This window comes from Vibrio sp. 11986-1-5 (assembly GCF_963878025.1).
GTDB lineage: Bacteria > Pseudomonadota > Gammaproteobacteria > Enterobacterales > Vibrionaceae > Vibrio > Vibrio injensis.
On record NZ_CAWNVW010000044.1, the window covers coordinates 283,384 to 304,959 of the forward strand.

The 21,576-nt window shown below is 43.8% G+C and carries 15 protein-coding genes and 1 pseudogene; 8 read left to right on the forward strand and 8 right to left on the reverse strand.

Going from position 1 to position 21,576, the window contains the following annotated elements; genetic code table 11:
• Positions 1 to 216 precede the first annotated feature (216 nt).
• Positions 217 to 1,653, forward strand: coding sequence for a sodium:proton antiporter NhaD (gene nhaD / locus AACS00_RS11345; RefSeq protein WP_072670791.1), 1,437 nt, complete (start codon positions 217 to 219; stop codon positions 1,651 to 1,653).
• Positions 1,654 to 1,811: 158 nt separating this feature from the next.
• On the opposite strand, the gene AACS00_RS11350 is transcribed toward nhaD, so the two are convergent.
• The 7 genes from AACS00_RS11350 to AACS00_RS11380 form a co-directional block, all read right to left on the reverse strand.
• Positions 1,812 to 2,198, reverse strand: coding sequence for a hypothetical protein (locus AACS00_RS11350; protein WP_072670792.1), 387 nt, complete (start codon positions 2,196 to 2,198; stop codon positions 1,812 to 1,814).
• Between the two features lie 423 nt (positions 2,199 to 2,621).
• Complete coding sequence (gene gltS / locus AACS00_RS11355; protein WP_110167462.1) at positions 2,622 to 3,848, reverse strand: sodium/glutamate symporter; 1,227 nt, start codon at positions 3,846 to 3,848, stop codon at positions 2,622 to 2,624.
• A 516-nt stretch (positions 3,849 to 4,364) separates the two neighbouring features.
• On the reverse strand, positions 4,365 to 5,591 hold the full coding sequence (gene gltS, locus AACS00_RS11360; protein WP_072670794.1) for a sodium/glutamate symporter: 1,227 nt from the start codon (positions 5,589 to 5,591) through the stop codon (positions 4,365 to 4,367).
• 643 nt (positions 5,592 to 6,234) lie between these two features.
• On the reverse strand, positions 6,235 to 7,155 hold the full coding sequence (locus tag AACS00_RS11365) for a L,D-transpeptidase family protein (protein ID WP_072670795.1): 921 nt from the start codon (positions 7,153 to 7,155) through the stop codon (positions 6,235 to 6,237).
• Positions 7,145 to 8,572 carry a deoxyribodipyrimidine photo-lyase gene (phrB, locus tag AACS00_RS11370; protein WP_072670796.1) on the reverse strand — a complete coding sequence of 476 codons (1,428 nt, stop codon included), beginning with the start codon at positions 8,570 to 8,572 and terminating at the stop codon, positions 7,145 to 7,147. The genes AACS00_RS11365 and phrB overlap by 11 nt, the downstream gene beginning before the upstream one ends.
• Positions 8,569 to 9,381: a MerR family transcriptional regulator gene (locus AACS00_RS11375; RefSeq protein ID WP_072670797.1), complete on the reverse strand. Its 813-nt coding sequence runs from the start codon at positions 9,379 to 9,381 to the stop codon at positions 8,569 to 8,571. The genes phrB and AACS00_RS11375 overlap by 4 nt, the downstream gene beginning before the upstream one ends.
• On the reverse strand, positions 9,371 to 10,327 hold the full coding sequence (locus AACS00_RS11380; protein ID WP_072670798.1) for a YbgA family protein: 957 nt from the start codon (positions 10,325 to 10,327) through the stop codon (positions 9,371 to 9,373). The genes AACS00_RS11375 and AACS00_RS11380 overlap by 11 nt, the downstream gene beginning before the upstream one ends.
• 405 nt (positions 10,328 to 10,732) lie before the next feature.
• On the opposite strand from AACS00_RS11380, the gene deoD reads away from it, so the two are divergent.
• From deoD to sstT, 7 genes and pseudogenes are all read left to right on the forward strand, one after another.
• Complete coding sequence (deoD, locus tag AACS00_RS11385; RefSeq protein WP_072670799.1) at positions 10,733 to 11,443, forward strand: purine-nucleoside phosphorylase; 711 nt, start codon at positions 10,733 to 10,735, stop codon at positions 11,441 to 11,443.
• 22 nt (positions 11,444 to 11,465) lie between these two features.
• The gene (locus AACS00_RS11390) at positions 11,466 to 12,935 is read left to right on the forward strand and encodes a lactate dehydrogenase (RefSeq protein WP_072670800.1); all 1,470 of its coding nucleotides are present in this window, start codon (positions 11,466 to 11,468) and stop codon (positions 12,933 to 12,935) included.
• 337 nt (positions 12,936 to 13,272) lie between these two features.
• Positions 13,273 to 14,760 carry a hypothetical protein gene (locus AACS00_RS11395; RefSeq protein ID WP_110167463.1) on the forward strand — a complete coding sequence of 496 codons (1,488 nt, stop codon included), beginning with the start codon at positions 13,273 to 13,275 and terminating at the stop codon, positions 14,758 to 14,760.
• Positions 14,741 to 16,321: a GGDEF domain-containing protein gene (locus tag AACS00_RS11400; RefSeq protein WP_110167464.1), complete on the forward strand. Its 1,581-nt coding sequence runs from the start codon at positions 14,741 to 14,743 to the stop codon at positions 16,319 to 16,321. Before AACS00_RS11395 ends, AACS00_RS11400 begins: the two co-directional genes overlap by 20 nt.
• A gap of 284 nt (positions 16,322 to 16,605) precedes the next feature.
• Positions 16,606 to 17,248 (forward strand): annotated as a pseudogene (locus AACS00_RS11405) (flagellar brake protein).
• A 412-nt stretch (positions 17,249 to 17,660) separates the two neighbouring features.
• Entirely contained in the window at positions 17,661 to 18,584 is a 924-nt protein-coding gene (locus tag AACS00_RS11410) for a DUF368 domain-containing protein (RefSeq protein ID WP_072670804.1), read from the forward strand.
• A 370-nt stretch (positions 18,585 to 18,954) separates the two neighbouring features.
• A complete protein-coding gene (sstT, locus tag AACS00_RS11415) occupies positions 18,955 to 20,169 on the forward strand; it encodes a serine/threonine transporter SstT (RefSeq protein WP_072670805.1) in 1,215 nt (404 codons plus the stop codon).
• 137 nt (positions 20,170 to 20,306) lie between these two features.
• On the opposite strand, the gene AACS00_RS11420 is transcribed toward sstT, so the two are convergent.
• Complete coding sequence (locus AACS00_RS11420) at positions 20,307 to 21,488, reverse strand: tetratricopeptide repeat protein (RefSeq protein ID WP_110167466.1); 1,182 nt, start codon at positions 21,486 to 21,488, stop codon at positions 20,307 to 20,309.
• Positions 21,489 to 21,576 lie beyond the last annotated feature (88 nt).

Genomic DNA, 21,576 nt, shown 5'->3' on the forward strand with positions numbered 1-21,576 from the left:
TTTTCTGGGCTTTCATAGCGCTGTTAATTAATATTGTGCCATTTTAACAAAAAAGGCAACGTAACGCTTTAGAATCAAGTTGATGCTACTACTGAGTGATAAATTTAACAAAGTGATACAAAAGCAAAACAAATTAAACATTTACAACCTATCTCACATTCAACCTCGTTAATAATCAGTACACTCTGCCGGTTTTTGACTATTGGAGTACCTATAATGAATCGACTGTGGATGGGTTTTGGCTTGTTATTGATCCCGCAACTCGCGTCTGCAAGTAATGTCCCCCATGACACGCCACTTGTACTTACTCATTCGACGATTGGCTATGCCTCTTTAATTTTATTTTGCTTTGCCTATGCGCTGGTGATGCTAGAAGAGTATTTGCAACTGCGTAAATCGAAACCGGTTTTGCTTGCAGCCGGACTGATCTGGGCGATGATTGGTTATGTGTATCAGCAGCATGGTAATGTTGATATTGCACGAGCAGCACTCGAACATAACTTGCTGGAATACGCAGAGTTATTGCTGTTTTTGCTGGTTGCCATGACATACATTAGCGCGATGGAAGAGAGGCGCTTATTTGACGCTCTGCAAGCTTGGATGGTCGGTAAAGGCTTTAATTTTAAAACCTTATTCTGGCTAACCGGTATTTTGGCTTTCTTCATCTCCCCGATTGCCGATAACTTAACCACCGCATTATTGATGTGCGCGGTGGTGATGAAAGTCGGAGGCAGCAACACTAAGTTTGTCAATCTGGCGTGTATCAATATCGTTTTAGCATCTAACGCAGGGGGGGCATTCAGTCCATTTGGGGATATTACCACCCTTATGGTATGGCAAGCCGGTCATGTTACGTTTATGCAATTTATGGATCTGTTTGTACCTTCGGTGGTCAATTATCTGATCCCAGCTTTCATCATGTCGTGGTTTTTGCCCAAAGAGCAGCCAGATGCGGTTTATGAACAGGTAGAAATGAAACGCGGCGCACGACGAATTGTCGCACTGTTTATTTTTACCGTCGCGACAGCCGTCTCTTTTCATGCCCTGTTCCATTTCCCACCCGTGATTGGCATGATGATGGGGCTTGGGTACTTACAATTCTTTGGTTATTTCCTCAGAAAGACATTAGCCAGCTCATTAGCTAAAAAAGCCGCAATGGCGATGGCGAAAAATGATGAAGCCGCATTAAAACGTCTGGGTTCTGTGGTTCCTTTCGATGTTTTTCGACGTATTTCTCATGCTGAATGGGACACGCTACTGTTTTTCTACGGCGTGGTGATGTGTGTCGGTGGACTAAGTTTGCTCGGTTATTTAGGTCTGATGTCGGAGCTGATGTATACCCAGTGGGACCCAGTATGGGCAAATATTGCGCTGGGTATCTTGTCGGCGATTGTCGATAACATTCCTGTTATGTTTGCCGTATTGAGCATGGAACCGGAGATGTCGCTCGGTAACTGGTTATTAATTACCTTGTCTGCGGGCGTTGGTGGTAGCTTACTTTCTATTGGTTCAGCGGCTGGGGTGGCTTTAATGGGGGCTGCTCACGGTAAATATACCTTTGTCGGCCACTTAAAATGGGCTCCGGTGATCATGCTGGGTTACGCCGCGAGTATTGCGGTGCACTTACTGCTCAACCAAGGACTATTTAGCTAATTTTGTCTCAACGTTGTTATGCATCGATACCGCTAGGATACTGCTAGCAACGTTCAATAAACGAAGGCAGAGGAATGCTCATCACCGCATCCTCTGCCTTCATTTTTACTGATCAGCGACCAGCATTTACGGTCGTACCGCTAAACCATACACTACCGTTAGTTGTTTTGTGGTTCAGCATCTAAACGTACCCAGACATGACTCATCTGATACAACGCACACGCACTGCAGGTTAAGACTTCTCCGCCACCGTGAATACGCATCACTAAATCATCCCGCTTCTCTTTCGAACTTTGCCGAAACTGTATCGCTAGCTCGCTATCTTTAACGATAAAACTGCGTTGCCACAAACGAGTACCGTTCGACTCAAACGCCACTTCACCGTCTTTGAAGAGCAACATATCTTGATTGTGTTGATTATCGTACTTACCTTCAAAAGAGAACGTCGGTCTATCGGCCAACCGCTCTAATTCTTCTTGACTACAAGCAACGAGTAGAGCAGGTAGCAGCAGGATAATCGCTGTTTTAAACCACTGACGATGCATGATTCACTCCTCCTGCTGTGTGCTTGCTGCAATTCTATGAATGACGACGCTGTTGAGCCAAGCATCACAATATCTAGCGATCAATTGAATACACATGTTTCATGTAATGAACAATATGCATAAGTATAGAACAAGATTCGATTGGCTGACTTAACCTTGGCGTAATCGTCGATTAATTAACCAATCCATCGTGTAATCAACCAAACTCATTTGCGGATACCCACCTTTCGCCAGCACTAACGGTGACAGTATCAAATGCTATCTGGCTATCGTACCTAGAGATACACAAAATGAATAGTCAGTAAAATCTGATTTATCATCCTATAAAAGCATTAATCATTATCGAGAGGAATCATCACGGAATCTATCTAGCTCCTGGCTACTTCACTCTACCGTTTCCAATTGATAGGAGGATAACCAATCTTAACGCAGCAAAGTGATATACCCTTGCAAAACGATCAGGTTAACAATATCAATGAAAAAGGCACCGACAATGGGCACCACCATAAAGGCTTGTGGTGAAGGGCCATAACGATTAACGATCGAGCCCATATTCATCACTGCCGTTGGCGTCGCCCCTAGACCGAAACCACAATGACCACTCGCCATCACTGCGGCATCATAAGTTTTGCCCATTATTCGAAAAGTCACCGTATACGCGAACAGCGCTAATATCATCGATTGAACACTAAGAATAATTAAAAAGGGCAGCGCAAGATCAAACACGTTCCATAACTTAAGGCTCATCAGCGCCATTGCGAGAAACAATGACAGCGATACAGTGCCTAGAATATCGACCGTTTCGGTATCGATCTTACCCATTTTGCTCACCTCCAACAGATTGGTGATGGCAACACCAATAAAGAGCGCATAAACAAAATCCGGAACCATTAACCAAGCGATCTGAAAATGTGCTACCCATTGGCTAACATAATGTGCCCCTGTGACACACAGTAAAATGGTGGCTAAGCTTTCAACTACTTTTTTGGCGGTAACGCGATCTTCTTCATGTTCGTTATACGTGACAAGCTCAGGAAAACGCTGATGAGTTTGATTGCCAATGCCGTAGTCAGATTGCAGATGATGTTTATCAATCAATTTTTTCGCCATTGGGCTGCCAATGATCCCACCAATGATCAAACCAAACGTCGCAGAAGCCATGGCTATTTCGAGTACATTATCTAAACCGTAGACGTTTTGAAAAGTCTGTGCCCAAGCCGCTCCCGTCCCATGACCACCTGACAGGGTAATCGACCCCGCAATCAGTCCCATCAAGGGATCTAACCCAAGCAAGGTCGCTAACGAGATACCTATGGCGTTTTGGACAACGATAAAAAGAGAAGCGACAGCCAAAAATAGAAAGACTTTAAGGCCGCCTTTAATCAATTGAGTGTAATTCGCGGCAAGGCCAACAGTAGCAAAAAACATCAACATAAAGGTGTTTTGTAACGGCAAATCAAAACGTATATCCACGGCATTAAAATGTAAAATGGTCAATACGCTGGCGACCAGCAAGCCACCAACAATCGGCTCTGGTATGGTAAATTTCTTCAATATTGGGATTTTAAAATTAATATAGCGTCCTAAAAACAACACACTGATTGCCACAAGAAAAGACTCTAGTGGTCCAATAGTAATAACCTGATTCATGTTACCTCTCAACTGCATGTATGATTTCGATGATTCCCTAATTGAAATGGGTACTTTGGCAGGGTGCCTAGCAATAGCCTGCATTTCTAGAACCAATTGCCGTTTAATTCCCAAAAATAAGAATAAAAAGCAAATTAATCGCTATTAATTCTCGTAATTTGAGAAAAATGTGAACATAAGCCCTCACACGAGTCACGATTAAAAAAGGTTGCTTATAGCCAAACAACTTAGAGTTGCAGATAGGCGGTAAGTGAGTGACAAATTTGAACAGCCGTAGGCTGGCCTTTGGTAAGAGCCACGGATGGATCTCATCATCCCCATGAGCATGGATAGGCTATGTGATTGGGTGAGCGAACATAGCCAACACCCCTACAGCTGCCAGTAGGAAGGGTATATGAACAATCTCAGAAAAAGAGAAAGGAAAAAAGCAAGCCCAAGCGGCGTTTAGCAACTTGGGCTTGCTTTCTATTAGCGGTAATTTAAACGCTAACCTCAGTCATCGTCTCAATACAATCGTTAACCAAAAAAGCTGATATAGCCCTGCAAGACGATCAGGTTAACAATATCAATGAAAAAAGCACCGACAATCGGCACGACCATAAAGGCTTGTGGTGAAGGACCATAACGATTGACAATCGAACCCATGTTCATCACTGCCGTTGGTGTCGCTCCTAAACCAAAACCACAATGTCCACCAGCAATGACTGCTGCATCATAATTGCTACCCATGAATTTAAAAGTCACGTAGTAGGTAAAGAAAGCGAGGACGATGGATTGAACGGTGAGGATAATTAAGAATGGAATGGCTAAATCAAGTACATTCCACAGTTTTAAACTCATTAACGCCATCGCCAAAAATAAGGACAGCGAGACGGTTCCCAGCATGTCGATGGTTTCAGTATCAAGTTTACGAACTTTCGTCACTTCGAGTACGTTAGTGATGATCACGCCGATAAATAAGGCATAAACGAAATCAGGGATCATCAGCCATTGGATTTCTAAAGTACTTGCCCATTGTGACACGTATCGCGCTCCAACCACGCAAACAATCAAAAAGAACAGTTGTTCAACCACTTTCTTTCCGGTGACTTTATCTTCTTCATTTTCGTTATAAGTGATAATTTCAGGATGCCGTTCATGAGTTTTAGAGCTTCGACCATACTCGGATTCCATATTATGTTTGTTCACCAAACGTTGGGCTACTGGGCTACCAATTAAGCCGCCAATGATCAAACCGAAGGTGGCCGATGCCATGGCTATCTCAAGCACATTATCAAGGCCATACATCTCTTGGAAAGTTTGCGACCAAGCGGCACCAGTACCGTGTCCGCCAGAAAGCGTAATTGACCCTGCCACTAAGCCCATTAAAGGATCTAAACCCAACGCGGTCGCCATCGAGACACCGATGCCATTTTGAATAATGATATAAAACGACGCGATGGCCAAAAACAGAAACACCTTGGCCCCGCCTTTGATAAGTTGCGTGTAGTTCGCCGCCAAGCCAACAGTGGCAAAGAACATCAGCATAAAGGTATTTTGCAGCGGTAAATCAAACTCTAAATCCATACCATAAAAATGCAGCATGCTGATCAGGCATGAAACGATTAAGCCTCCGACAATCGGCTCTGGTATATTGAATTTATTTAAAATCGGTAGCCTAGCATTAACAAAGTGGCCTAAAAACAGCACGCTGATCGCCACTAAAAAGGACTCCAGTGCCCCAACTGAAATTAAATGATTCATACAACCTCATCATAATATGCTCTTCATCCTCCATGATGATTGAGGGTTAATGGGATAGTCTATTCGATAGCTCACGTTCACAAAGATACGTATCTCAACCGTTGTTGTGCGCCTTAGGCTGATTTAATGGGTGGAATAAGCGATGGTTAACTCACGCTGTTTACCCTTTAAAAGGTAAAAAGGAGCACACCACAAGTCGGTGGCGGCGCTCCTTTTTGCTGTTGAGCGTGCGCGAAAGCGGGTCTTTCTGGACTAATAGGTTCCTTTAGAGCAACAGAAATGACCGATGCTATCGGATAGCGTTGTGGCTATAACCTCTATCGCCAAATCATTTGGGATAGAACAAGAGAAGATGTCCCTAGAGCGCATTCACCTTTAGCTATGCGTTTTCAGCTAAAAATCAACACGCCCTAGCCTGCAATTTACTTGTTCCTATCGTAGTGGAATACTCTGACTCATGGATAGGTTGTGAGTCGAAACCAAGGAAAAACTCAAGTTCGCAACAGGCTGCATGGCTATAACCGGGCCGGACTATAGCACAGGAATCACGATTTTAGGTAATCCTATCCCGTTGGCGGAAGGCACATTATTACAAATATGTGACAAAAATATGAATTAGGATAATCACAAAGGTAAATGATTCTCACCAATCGTCATTGAACGATGGCGCCACCACCTGTATTGGGAAGCCATTTTGCGCAGCAATCGCCGCTCGAGCTCGCGAATCCGAATGATTGGATGCGCTCAACCACCAGGTTAATTCAATGGGTAAATCAAGAGATTTTTTACTCCCATCACTGCGAGTTAAAGGCTCATGAACTTCAAGGTATACACTGCGATCTGGCTCTAAGGTGACTTTTATCGGCTCATCGATGATCCGCACTTTGACTCCGCGATCCACTTGATGAAAGAGCCACTCAATGTCTTTCGGATCCATACGAATACAGCCAGCACTCACACGCATACCAATCCCAAAATCTTTATTGGTGCCATGAATAAGATACTCTCCTGAGCCATAAGCTAAGCGCATCGCATAGTTACCCATCGGATTATCTGGACCAGCGGGAACTACCGCGGGTAACTCTATGCCACGCTGCAAATACTCATTACGTACTGACTGAGGCGGTGTCCAAGTTGGATTACGGCGCATTTGGCTGATTTGTGTGGTCATTTCTGGCGTATCACGACCAATTCGACCAATTCCAACTGGGAAAATATGCACCTGCTGAGTATTCGGCGGAAAATAGTACAAGCGCAGCTCAGCAAGATTGACCACAATGCCTTGATACTCAACCTCAGGTAAAATGACTTGTGAAGGAATCGTCAACACTAAACCCGCTTGCGGTAGAAACGGATCAACGCCTTTATTGGCTGCCATTAAAGCCAGAAAACCGACATCATATTGACCTGCTATCTGCGCTAACGTTTGTCCCTCTTGCACCTCATGATAGTGCATGCGGCCGACTAAGCGGCTGCCTTCTTTAGGCAAGTCATACACTGCCGCCTGCAAAGAGGCGAGCCCACTTAACCAGAGTAAGCCAATAAGAAACCCGTTACGCCACATCAATATGATTATCCTTTGCTTCTTTATAGAGACGTAAGGTTACTTCTCTTTCTACTTTATGATCAACCATCGGTGAAGGATATAACAGAGACTTAACACCCGGCCATTTCCAAGGCGTATGAATATAGGCAGCAGGCACACAGGCCAGTTCAGGCACCCATTGACGAATAAATTGTCCACTGGGGTCAAACCGCTCACCTTGCGTGATCGGGTTAAAGATTCGAAAATAGGGCTGACCATCGCACCCCGTTGAAGCGCACCATTGCCAACCACCATTATTCGCAGCGTAATCACCATCGATTAATTGCTGCATAAAGTAGCGCTCTCCCCAATGCCAATCGATATGCAGATCTTTGGTCAAAAAACTCGCCACGATCATTCTTAATCGGTTATGCATCCAACCGGTTTGATTTAATTGCCGCATAGCCGCATCAACAATCGGATAGCCAGTGTTACCTTCACACCAACGAGCAAAAGCTTGCTTATTATCCGACCATTGCAGTCGGTCACCCCATGAATGAAAAGCTTTGCCTTTCGATAATTTACTTTCAAACACCAATAGATGCTGATAAAACTCGCGCCAAATCAACTCGCTCAACCATGTTTCTGCACCAGACGATAATAAGGCAGATTGTGCTTGCGCATACATTCGCGCCATACATTGCCGAACCGAGAGCATGCCAATCGCTAAATAAGGAGAAAGCCGACTCGTACCTTCCTGCGCCGGAAAATCACGTTGCTGATGATAATCATCGATCGATTGCTGGCAAAACTGACGTAATTGACGGCGTACAGTTTCAAAATCTACAGGCCATTGATCACTTGATACTCGTGGATAAGCAAAGTCTTGCCTCTCATTCCACAACGCGTTGTGTTCAGAACCTAACAACGGATTGACTGCGGCAGCTGAAGTTGAAGCGATGACTGGCGGTGTAAACCGACTCAACCAGGCCCGTTTGAAAGGAGTAAAGACTTTAAAATACTCCCCTTGTTTATTTAATACCTGCCCAGGCGTAAGCAGGCACTTATCATCAAACGCTAACCAATCAATCCCGAGCGTACTTAGTGCCTGTTCAGTTTGGCTATCCCGCTGCTGTTCATTCCATTCATAGTCGCGATTGACCAACACTTGATTGACCGACAAGCTTTGGGCAAACTCACTGACCACTTGGCTTGCTTGCTGATAATCATCAACCTGTTTGTAAAATAAAGGAATATTTAACGCTGCTAATTCTTGCTGCAAAGTAAACAAACGACGATAAATAAAATCGGCTTGGATCGGAGCCAAGTCATGACGTTGCCACTGATGAGGGGTAGCAACGAAAAGTGCCGAGACCGATTCACCACTAGCAATCGCCTGCTGTAGTGCCGTGTTATCCACCGAGCGTAAATCTCGGCGTAACCAGACCAGTTTCATGACTCATTCTCCTGATGAGTTAAAATGTCCAGTACACTGGATAAAACTAAGTGATCCTGCAATTGAACTTTTAGCTGAGCCAACGCAGAGCGCTGCGTTTCAGCCAAACTTCGATGTGAAAACACACTCACCCGTTGCCAGTCGTGCAAACTCTCGTGCTGGAGTAAGCCACTGATATCATCAACGCCTTCAATAAAGGTGACTTGATAGCCTTTTTCGGCCCATGTCACCGCCCAAAGCCAAGCGAGAATGCTGCCATGTCCATCAAAACTAATACACAGACAAGGGCCACGATGCGCCGCTTTATTTTCCGATTCAAGAATACTCGATAATTTACTGAGCATCAGGCTAGTAAATAGCCCTTTTTGCAACGAGCGCAACGGACCTTTGACCTTTTCCAGAGCTTCAATCACCGGCAACACAAACTGCGCCTCAACAATATCTAAAGGGTATTCTTTCATTACTGTCGCAATCACATTCGCAGCTTTGGCTCGTTTCAGTTTAGCCAAGGCGTCCAGTAACGCCGAACACGCTTCTAACTCTCCCTCTGCTTCAAGTAGCTCACTTTCCGGTAGCTGATTACTGTGTAATAACTGACTGACTTTGCCAATCGAGACCCCTTTTAGTAACCAGCTCTGAATGGTTTGGATAGTTTGAATATCCTGTTCGGTATACAGCCGGTGCCCTTTCTCTGTGCGTAAAGGTTGCAACAAGCTATAGCGTCGCTGCCAAGCGCGTAACGTCACTGGCTTTACGCCAGTTAACTCGGCGACTTCTCGAATCGCATAATGTTTCTCTTTATAGTCCATAGCGTAATCTCAATGCTTGTGGGTGTGGGTCTAAATAACGCTGCTGGCTAAGGTATTCATCCGGATACATGGAGAGATAGTGCTTAATTAATGTTAAAGGGGCGAGTAGAGGCAATAGCCCTTGACGATATTCGTCAATCACTCGCGCTAACTCGGCTTTCTGCTGCGCAGTCAAGGATCGTTTAAAATACCCTTGGATGTGCATCAGCACATTAGTATTATTTTTGCGGCTAATACGGTGAGTAAGCGCTTGCATTAAGCCTAAACGATATTGCTCAATAAAAGTTTCGGTCGGATATTTGGTTACTTCCGCAACTAATCGTCCTAAGGCTTTATAAGACATCGGATGATGAGCCATCAAGGCAAGTTTGTAGCGAGAATGAAACTCTACCACTTTACCGGCCGTTGGCTGCGAGCCAAGCGATTGGTAGAAATCATTTAAGCAAAAAACGCGGGTGATAAAGTTTTCTCGCAGCACAGGATCATTTAATCGACCATCCTCCTCTACGGGTAACCAAGGCATACGTTGCATTAATTGTTGTGTGTACAATCCGACGCCATTTTTTTCTGCGCCACCTCGCTCACTGTAGACTTTGACTCTTTCCATGCCACAAGTCGGCGATTTAGCACACACGATATAACCGGATAAATGCTCAGATTGCAGCTGCTCTATTTTCTGCTCAGAATAATTGAGTAAGGCCGCCGTATGATCACGGCTGGCATCTTTTGTCTCAACCAAAGCGATACGTTCATTATTCGACATTAAACGTATGGTTGGCCGTGGCACTGGTAGCCCCATACCCACTTCGGGACAAACGGAAACAAATTCGAAGAAGTTGGCTAACTCCTTGGTGACAAAATTGCTTACCTTATGGCCTGAGTCAAAGCGAACCGGCTCACCAAGAACACAAGCACTAATGCCAACGCGAACAGGGATCGATTCCATCTTCTTTTCTCCTAATGACGATAATGTTGGGTAACATCACTCATGGTTGTACAATTATTTTATTTGTATAAGGTATAGCACAGCTCCGCAAAGTTATACAAATTATTTTTTTGTACATGAAAACGGGGCGTCGTCAGTTTCCCTATTCGATCAAGCCGCTAAAAACCTAAAATGACAGCGAGGAAACGAGTGTTTTGTGATTCAAACGATTAACAAATCGATTGCGCCATCACATTAAACATATTTAGTTATCAATAAGGCAATAAAATGGTTATCTACGTATTTTTGTGACTTAGTTCTCATGGAGTACTGGTAGGACAAGATAGTATTGCTGCAACTGAACATTCATCAGTCAACAATAATCGTAATTAACTATTGTGACTGATTAACTCTTGGAGAAAAATGATGGCGACCCCACATATCAACGCACAAGCAGGCGCATTTGCAGAAACGATTTTGATGCCTGGCGATCCCCTTCGCGCAAAATTCATCGCCGAAACCTATTTAGATGATGTGACCCAAGTTTGTGATGTCCGTAACATGTTCGGTTACACTGGTTTTTACAAAGGTACCAAATTGTCGGTCATGGGCCACGGTATGGGTATTCCATCTGCGAGCATTTATGTGCACGAACTGCTGGCCGAATATGGCGTAAAAAATATCATTCGTATCGGTAGCTGTGGTGCTGTTCGTGATGATGTTAACTTAATGGATGTGGTGATCGCGATGGGCGCATCAACCGATTCAAAAGTAAACCGCATCCGTTTTGGCGGACACGATTTTGCTGCTGTGGCCGATTATGAATTACTAGAAACCGCGGTTAACCAAGCGCGCGCTCATCAAATTCCAGTTAAAGTCGGTAATATTTTCTCTGCCGATCTCTTCTATACTCCAGAGCCAGAAATTTTTGAAAAGATGAAAAAACTAGGCATCTTAGGTGTCGATATGGAAGTCGCTGGTATTTATGGTGTTGCGGCTGAGCATGGCGCTCGCGCACTCGCTATTCTCACCGTCTCTGATCATATTTTACGTGGTGAAAAACTCAGCTCTGAAGAACGTCAAAAATCGTTCCATGAGATGATGACCATTGCACTCGATACCGCAATCAACCTTTAAATTTTACCCCGAGGGGGAGATCGTGTCTAACGACCAATTACCGGCGGCCGCTGAAGGTTTGCAACTCAACTTTTGTAAAACATTGGCGTGTGATAACTTTGGCTTGAGCGACGCAAAACATTATGTTTTGCAACATGCAAATCCAAAGCGACCAACGATGGTTTGTCGTGAGTGTGGAGCTTTCCCCCCCTTACTTAACAATCGCGATGTGCTCAATGAGCTGCATCGTTTGCGGCAACAGCACAGTGACGGTTTACCAGCATGCCGACGGGATAGTTGCCAAAACTTTGGCTTATCGGTGCATACCCATAAGCACCTTTATCACGCTTTTGGTTACAGTGGTGACAGACAGCGTTACCGCTGTAAACAGTGTCACTCGACTTTTGTCGACAAATGGTCAGGATCTAATAATAAGCTTTCATTACAAGAGAGCTTACTCGGCTTACTGTTCACCGGATATTCTGTACGCGATATTTGCCGCAAGTTACACATCAATCCTAAAACCTTTTATGATCACGTCGAACACATTGCCAGCCGATGTCGACGTAAATTAGCCATGATTGACGCTCGATGGGTCAATCACGCCAAGACGTATCAGTTAGCCTCTTATTATTTGCCGCTACAACCTCGCAGCAATAATGGCGCGCTGTGGATGGCAACGGGTGATGCCAAAACCGGTTATATTTTGTGTCAGCATGTCAACTATTCAATCCATGAACAGGCGCAAGGAACGAACGATCACGATCCTTATCATCTACCTGCCCGTTTTGTCAGTAAAGATTACTCTTCAGAATCAAACCTGCCACTGTCAGTTTCTTCATCTATTTTACGGGAACGGATTGATCAAAAATATCAAACGATTTTAGCGCGAGGCAATGTTGAAGACCCAATGGGGAATTTAACGCGTTTTGATTATCCATCAAAAGGAGCATTGATTCGCCCGCCCTATACCGCGTATGCTCATTATCTGCATGTGCTCGATCTGTGCCACAGTGATAAACCTGTGACAATTTTTATGCCCCAAGATCCTTTACTACGCTCTGCCTCAATGAGTGTCTGCTTACCTCGCATTCAAAATAACACGGTACATCTGATGTACGTTGAAGAAGATGAAAATTGGTCAAATCATCATCCATTCAACAAAATTGATATCGTCCTTATGGGCTGGTGGCGAGATCGATGGGCGATTATTCATCACCAGAATAGCGCGAAAGGGATCTGTTATTTAGCGGGTAATCAGCCCGATCCCGAGCATTGGCTATCGATCGCTTCCACCCGTCAAATAGCTTTCTACCAACAGCGTTTCCAATTACTGTTTGAATCGCTAATTAATGAGCCGCGTCGTAAATTACGTCCCGGTGGCATCTTGCCGTTATTGGATATTTTCCGAGCTTGGCATAACCTCTGTTATCAAGATAAATATGGCTTTACCGCCGCACAAAACTTAGGTGTAACTCAGCATCCTTTAACATTGAAAGAGCTCTTATCGTAACGCTGCCTTGCGCGACATTTAAATGTTGTCCTCGTTTTCACCATTTGGGACAAGGTTCAGCACAACATTACGTTTATCGAACTCAATCATCACGGTTCGATTCAGCGAGCATTCGTATTAAACGAAGAAGAGAGAGCGTCTTACTGATCCTGAGAGTGAATCAAGAAATGTGAACTGAGATCAATAAATACGGTGCCATCAAGTAATTCACAGTACATTACGTGTCGATAAAGATAAGCTTAAGCCTAAAGATCATACATAAAGAGGCTCAACCCTCCTTGGTTAGGGAAAATGGCCTAAGGTTAATAATAAGTATGGTACTGATAAGGACGATCATTTGGATAAGCATCAGCGCCTCCTCGAGCAGGAAATTAAGCCGTTAAAATCGCGCATTGATTCTGAGCCACATCAGGTCATCGCTATTGCTCAGCAATGTTTATCTCGAGCCGAGCAGTTGGATTATTCTCAAGGTATCTTACAATTACAGATCATTCTCTCACGTTGCGCTTGGGTCAATGGTGATTATCGCCTTGGTTTGAAAATCATTAAGCAAGCGTATCTCCACCAACACAGCCAAGATAATGATGACTATCTTGCTGAGATCTTCCATGTTCATGCTCTGCACTTTTGGGGACAAGCAAAATATTACACCGCACAACAATATTGGATTAACGCGCTGGAACAAGCTTCCCTTGTCGATGATACCGAAATCCTAATCGAAAGCCTTATCGGACTGGGTAATATTTGGCGCATGACCCATGACTATCAACTGGCTTGCTCCACCCATGAATTAGCCGTTAAAGTCGCCAATAATTGTCGAATCGCTTGGTTAGAAGGCAAAGCTCGAATTTTATGGGCTTGGGACCTTTATCTACTGAATCACTATTTAGATATGCTTTCCGTACTCGATGGCGCAGAAGAAGCCTTACAAACTCATGCTGATCAAACTTGGCAAGCAGAAATATGGGATTTTCGTAGCCTCGCATTATTAGGGCTAGAACGCTTAAAAGATGCCGAACAAGCCACACAACGCGCGCATGATTTAGCTGAGCGACATAACCTGCCCTGGATGAAAGCTCATGCTTATATTAGCCGCGCACGATTAGAATTATTGCGTAAAGACATCGATAAAGCCGGTCAGTTACTCGCTTTGGCCGAACAATCTGCAGAAAAATTCGATGATCGAGAGCTGCTCTCGCAAATTTGCTATCAACAATCGTTAGTCGCGGAAGAGTGTGGTAATTACCCGCAAGCCTTGGCCGCTTTTCAAAAATATCGACAGCTTTCTCTTACCATGCAACGTGAACACACCGCGCACCTAGTGTTAGATAAGGCGCGTCTCTCAAAACGGCAATTAGAGCAGCGGGCGAGAAAACTCACTCACCGTATCCGCTCCCAGTATGAATATGACCCACGGAAACATTTATCTAATGTGGTGTCCGAAAACTACTGGTGGGAGCAACTGATGCTTTACAAAGCGGAATTAAAGCAAAGTAAACATTGCGTGTTGATCATTCGTCATGACGATCCCTCCTATTTAGATACCTGCACGGAAATCATCCATACCTTATGTGTCGCGCCGGATTTATTATCCCGTTTAAGCCCAACACGATTAGCGTTATTGTTGGCAGAAACCGGTCCTCAAGCCCAGCAGTTTTATCATACGCTAGAGCAAATATTGGATGTCTATCCATGGCAACGTAAAGGATTAAACGGGCCAAAACCGCGCTTAACTTGGCATGATATTTTGAGTTTTCCGTTTACTTTGGAACAATTAGAACAACTTCAAGCACAGGAAGAGATCAATGGAAACACTGCTCAATAAAATTCAGGATGCAGGGTTAGATGTCACCGCCGTGAATGGAGAAGAAGCGATCATCTTTTGGCGTCATGTTTATCAACATCTCGCCAATTCCCCTGAAGAAAAAGCCTTGTGTCTTACATTAAGTGCCGAGTATCGTGCAGAGCTTCACCAATTAGCAGCCAGCTCAGAGGAATTAAACGCAGCGCTGGATCTACTTAGCGCAAGCAAAAACATCGAGCTCATTTTGAATATTAAACAGAGTCTCAGCGAGCGCTTAATCGAACTTAGCCACTATCATGCGGCACTCAACGAATACGTGACGATCTCGCACCTTGCCGTTACTCATGGCTATATTGATGATTTTGCACAATCTGTACTGGGGATGGGGAGCTTATGTGAAGCCTATGGCGACCATAACCGTGCACTGCGTTACTACCAAAAAATTGATGCACTGGACCACGCTCTCAGCAGCCGATCATTACGCTTACGCTATAAATTACATATGCTGTCTTGCTATTTGCACCTGCAACGCTTTTCTGCTGCCCATGATCTGCTCAAAGAGTGTGAAGAGCTTAGTATCTTAGTCAGTGATAAAACCTTGATGGGGCAAATCGCGCTGTATCAAGCGAAGTTATATCGCCAACATGGTCAACTGGAAAAAGCAGTCACTCGACTATCCCATGTCCAATACGTGAGTGGTAACGTCCATTCGATGTGGCTATCTAACATGATACGCATTGAACAGGCCTATTGTTTGTTAGAATTAGATAAAGCCCACATGGCCGCACTGCTATTAACGACGACGGAAAAACGTCTTAAGAAACTTAACGTACCGATTTTAGAACAGAGCCTCTATGCGGCATTCAGTGAAGTATGTGAACGGCAAGGCGACTATCAACGCGCTTTATATTATGAGAAAAAAGGCTTTCGTTTAGAATCTGATTTAGTAAAACGTATTCCGATTGGCGAGCTAGGAGCAGCTCAATTGCGCCGCTTGGCTCGCTTCGAACCACAGTTAAAACTGATTCTCTCTGAACAAGAAAACCGCGAACTAAAAGAGACGACTGAGCACCAAAAAAACACCGTCGCCCAATTACAGCAAGACGTCTTCACCGATCCATTAACCCAATTACATAATCGCCGTTGGTTAGAAATAAAACTGAAAGATTTACTGCTCCACGAGACGTCTTTTGCTTTTTTAGTGGTAGATATTGATCACTTTAAATCGATTAATGATGAATTAAGCCATTTAGTCGGCGATAAAGCGATCACTCATGTCTCTGAAACGCTTGCCGACTATTTTAAGTTTCGTGGCGCCTCCTGTGTACGCTTTGGTGGGGAAGAGTTTTTAGTCATACTCGAGGGCTGCTCATTAGACCAAGCCATTATGCACGCCGATACCTTTCGTGAACGCATCGTCCATTATGATTGGCAAACCATATTAGGCGAACGAGGGCTTACCGTTAGTATTGGCGTCACCCTCCACCGCGAGGGTGAAAATACTCAACGCACTTTCTACCGCGCCGACAAAGCGCTTTATAGAGCGAAAGCCAATGGCCGCAATCAAGTTTGTAGTGAATAGCTAAACACAACAAACTTGATCTAAAACGCTTAATTTTTGCTTAAACTGCTTGGAAAAGACCCCGAATCCACCTAGGATCGGGCCTTGAACATTTTTATAAATTTCACAAAAAGCGAATTCAGACCCCATAAAAAATCGACAAAGCAACGATTGCACCCAAAAAGTCTGAACGCGGAGCATTTATGCATACAACGTCATTAATCAATCATGAAAAACTGGCTCACCCGAAACCACAATCAGCGGCCGATATCGTCACCACGGTCAACAGCATTGATGCTTTAGCGATGGTCGAACATGGCAGTGAGTTAACGTTGAGTATTACCACACCGGTAGGAACAAAATTTCTTTGCAAAACAGCGTTCATTGGTACTCATTCAGACACTTATTTACTGATTGAAACGCCTAAGATCTCAACCGATGACTTGAATTACTACTTCCAGCAAGGTTTTTGGATCCATATTCGCGCCATTTCATCACGCGGTGAAGGTGCAAAAATTCATTTCCGTAGCCAACTGCTGCATACGATTCAAGATCCTTTAGCCCTCTTGGTGCTTTCTATCCCCAATACCATGCAGGTAACACAATTACGCCAAGAACCCCGTTATGAGGTTAAATTAGCAGCTCGTGTGATTTGTGAAAACCAACGTTCTGAATGTGAAGTGAGAGACTTATCGAAAAATGGTTGCCGTTTCATCACGCCGCCATTGGCAAGTTGGCGATCATGTCAGTATTGATATCTCGACTGAGCGGCAACATAGTCAAGGTTTTTCACCTCTAACTGGACGAATTTGTAATCTACAGCACTCGATTCACCACGTTCGGTATGGCTTGAAATTTGACGAGTCAGGAAGAGAAAGTGCGAAAACACTGCTCGGACAGTTGAAATTCAATGGCACCAAACTGATGCTGACGACATTACCTCAATAAAGCTCAATAAAGCTCAATAAAGCATGTCGTTACTAAGGACAAAAAATAGCCAGTCGCAATACAGCGACTGGCTTGTATTGGGTGAACAAATTGTCGTTCACTAACAACGTCAGTTGATTAAAACGGCCCTCGGCTTAAGAAGGGCCGCAACAAATTATGCACTAGGTTTAATTATATTTAAAGTTGCAATCAGTGACTGGCGTTATATTTACTAATATTTTCATTCGGTTAATTGCAAAAAAGCATCATTAAACTCAGAAAAACAAGGTTTAGATCACACTCAAACACGATAGCGATGAAAGCATTACAGGTCCGTGATACATCGCCGTTAACAATAACAATAGTAGGATGGGCAAACGAATTTAACTATACTTCTCTGCCGCTCAATCTCCACCACCTTCAGGTCAGTATAATGAATTATCTCAGCACATTTTTAAAAGGGATCGCTATGGGAGCAGCGGATGTTGTTCCTGGTGTTTCTGGTGGCACCATCGCTTTTATCACTGGTATTTATGATACGTTACTAGAAAGTATTCGACGCATTAACCCTCACTTGATTCAACATTGGCGACAACATGGCTTTATCGCGACTTTTCGGCATATCAATGGCGGATTTTTATTGGTTTTATTCAGTGGCATTTTCACCAGCATACTTACCTTAGCGAAATTCATTTCTTGGCTCTTAAGCAGCCATCCTATTCCAACATGGTCGTTTTTTTTCGGATTAATTATGGTCTCGGTGTGGCATATGCTGCAGCAAATAGAAAAACGACAGGTTTCTCGTTTACTGGCTTTGGTCGTCGGTGGTGTCTTCGCTTATACCATCACCATGATTAATCCTATTCAACTCGATGTGACAACATTCAATGTCGTGCTAGCAGGCAGCATTGCGATTTGTGCAATGATTTTACCTGGCATTTCAGGCAGCTTTATTCTTCTATTACTCGGCATGTATACCCCGATCCTCAATGCCGTCAAGACGTTACAAATTGATATGCTGAGTTTATTTATGTTTGGCTGTATCCTAGGCATCACCAGCTTTTCCCATCTTTTATCATGGCTACTCAAACGTTATCGAGATGTCACTCTGACTTTTTTAACGGGTTTGATGATGGGGACACTACCTAAAATTTGGCCGTGGAAAGAAACGGTGACGTGGCGAACCAATTCCAGTGGCCAAGAAGTTCCGGTATTACAGCACAACCTATTGCCTTGGGATTACGAGCAACTCACCACTCAACCAGCACAATTAGGCATCGCCATACTATGCATGTTAAGTGCGGTGATCGTAGTCCTAGGACTCGAAAAAATTGCTCAGCAAGAAAAAAGTGATTGAAGTACGCTCGAAAATCCAAACTCTACGCAACACACCAAAAACAAATTCGACACAAGCCGACAACATAAAGCCAATGCAATTACTTTCATTTTACATTGATATTTTTCATGATTGTGAGTAATTAAACCTAGACAGCAGATATCGGGTGATTATCATTGGCTACCTTCATTGAATCATCACTGAAGTAAATAGCACGGATTGATTTTTCGAACAAAAGTCGCTGCAGCTAACAATGCCTTGAAACGGATGATGACAGCCCTATAGGTTCGTTTAAGCCTCTTATCCATCGTTAAACACCGATAAGAGACATCCATGGATTCCGTTTCAAGGTTCGATACTCTAATAATTACATTTAAACACAGGGATAATTATGCAAAGCAACTCTCTCCTTGCCCGTTTTGCTCGTGGAAATCTGGTATTACAAATTTTAGCTGGGATTGTGCTAGGTATTGCACTAGCTATTATTTCACCAGAAAGAGCAGAAAGTGCGAGCTTGATTGGTAATCTATTCGTCGGCGCACTTAAAGCCGTAGCACCGATTTTAGTTTTTATCTTGGTTGCCGCTTCAATTGCTAACCAAAAGAAAAACAAACACACTTATATGCGCCCGATTGTGGTGCTTTACCTTTTCGGTACCTTTGCGGCTGCATTAACGGCGGTTTTATTAAGCTTTATGTTCCCAACCACATTGACACTGGTTGCTGGAGCTGAAGGAGCAACACCACCTCAGGGCATTAGCGAAGTCATCCAAACGCTTTTGTACAAGTTAGTCGATAACCCAGTCAACGCGCTGATGTCTGCCAACTACATTGGTATTCTTGCGTGGGCGGTTGGCCTTGGCTTAGCACTGCATCATGCTTCTGCAACCACGAAATCCGTATTTGAAGATCTTAGCCATGGTGTATCGCAAATTGTTCGCTTTATTATCCGCTTAGCTCCATTTGGTATTTTTGGTCTTGTTGCATCCACCTTTGCCTCAACCGGGTTTGATGCACTCATCGGCTATGCTCAACTGCTGGCTGTCTTGCTAGGCGCAATGCTCTTTATTGCATTAATTGTCAACCCTGCCATCGTTTATGCAAAAACAAAAAGTAACCCTTACCCATTAATCTTCCAGTGTTTACGTGAAAGTGGAGTAACCGCCTTTTTCACCCGTTCAAGCGCAGCAAATATTCCTGTGAATATGGCACTGTGTGAGAAATTAAAGCTTGATGAAGATACTTATTCTGTTTCGATCCCCCTTGGTGCCACCATTAACATGGGTGGTGCGGCAATTACGATTACCGTATTAACGCTGGCAGCCGTTCATACCATGGGCATTGAAATAGATATTTTCACCGCATTATTACTGAGTGTTGTCGCAGCAATTTCAGCCTGTGGTGCTTCTGGTGTAGCGGGGGGGTCACTACTTTTGATACCACTTGCTTGTAGTTTATTTGGTATTTCGAATGATGTGGCAATGCAGGTGGTCGCTGTTGGCTTTATTATTGGCGTGATTCAAGATTCTGCTGAAACAGCACTGAACAGCTCAACCGATGTGGTGTTTACTGCTGCCGTTTGTCAGGCGAAACAAAACCAAGCTTAACCCCATTAGAAAGATTTGCTACAAAACAAAAACGCCTCTTCCATTAAGAGGCGTTTTTACTGAATGAACCGTTATCGAACAAAAATAACCAATTTATCGCATTCGCTCGCTAGCCATCTCTTTATAGGTTATCGAGATTAAGGGACTTTCGGTTTATCCATCGGCGATTTATCGATTGGGCTGTGTGAAAAGTCCAATGGTGCTGATGCTGGTGCTGATTCTGTTTCAACTTGATCAGTTAATACATTTACTTGAGAACTACCTTCATTTTTAGGCTCTTCCACTCGCTCCTCTTGATCAATATCTTCACCTTTTTTAGGGATAGGTACCGAGCGCTTATAAAATTTATTCAGTGCACGAATAATACCGTGATTACTGACGGCATAAGTGGCGATTTTCCTTTGCAGTGGCTTGGCAAGAAATTGCAACTCAACAACCGAATCGACGCCAATCTTAGTCCCCACCTGATCACGTAAAGAAATCGCTGGCTTATGACCAAAAGCCGCCGACAAAAATAGCCATATATAAGCGACTTCATTACCATTCGCTCCCTGCTCTATCCATGCTTTACCAGCAAGATACATCGCCTCAGGATGACCTTTCTCTGCGGCCCGTTCTAACCAATAGCAACCTTTGGCATGATCTCGTACCACACCCACACCATCGAGGTAATTAAGGCCGAGTTTAATCATTGCTTCTAAGCTATTGAGCTCTGCCGCTCTTGAATACCAATAAAACGAATCTTGTGGTGATGGCGACAAATTATCTTTCGATACACACCAGTCCCCCATAAACAGCATCGCGTCAATGTGTTGGCTTTCTGCCGCCTCTTGAATGAGCTCAACGCCTTTGGCAACGTTAACTTCTGTTCCTCGGCCATAAATCAACGCCTCTCCAGTAGCAAGTTTTGCGGCCAAATCACCTTCAACAGCTCGAATAAATTGCTGCCAAAATTTGGTTTTTTCTTTAATTAACACATCTTCACGAATTTTCCCACAGACCCGCACTACGCCATACATACCATTAATATTGTCGAAATTCGCTGCACGTTCATACCAAAACAACGCTTCTTTGAGGTTATTTCGTTCCGCTTCTTTAGCAAGGAACAGCATCGTCGGTACATGACCAGACTCCGCTTTAAAAAGCCGATCTTTTTTCTCCTGCTCACGCATTCGTTCTAGCGTTTTACGATATGCTTCTTCACGCGCTTTCTTCTCTGCTTCTAGGCGTTTTTTACGAATTGATAGTGAAATCATCCAGATAAAAATCAGGATGAGTGAAAGACCGGTAGCGCCAATAGCAATTCCAATGGTGTTCATGTAATAAAGTTCTTAATCCGTGTTTTGACTAATGATAGCGTGAAAAATAATGATGCTGGTGTATAAGGTACCTTAATAATCATCAAAC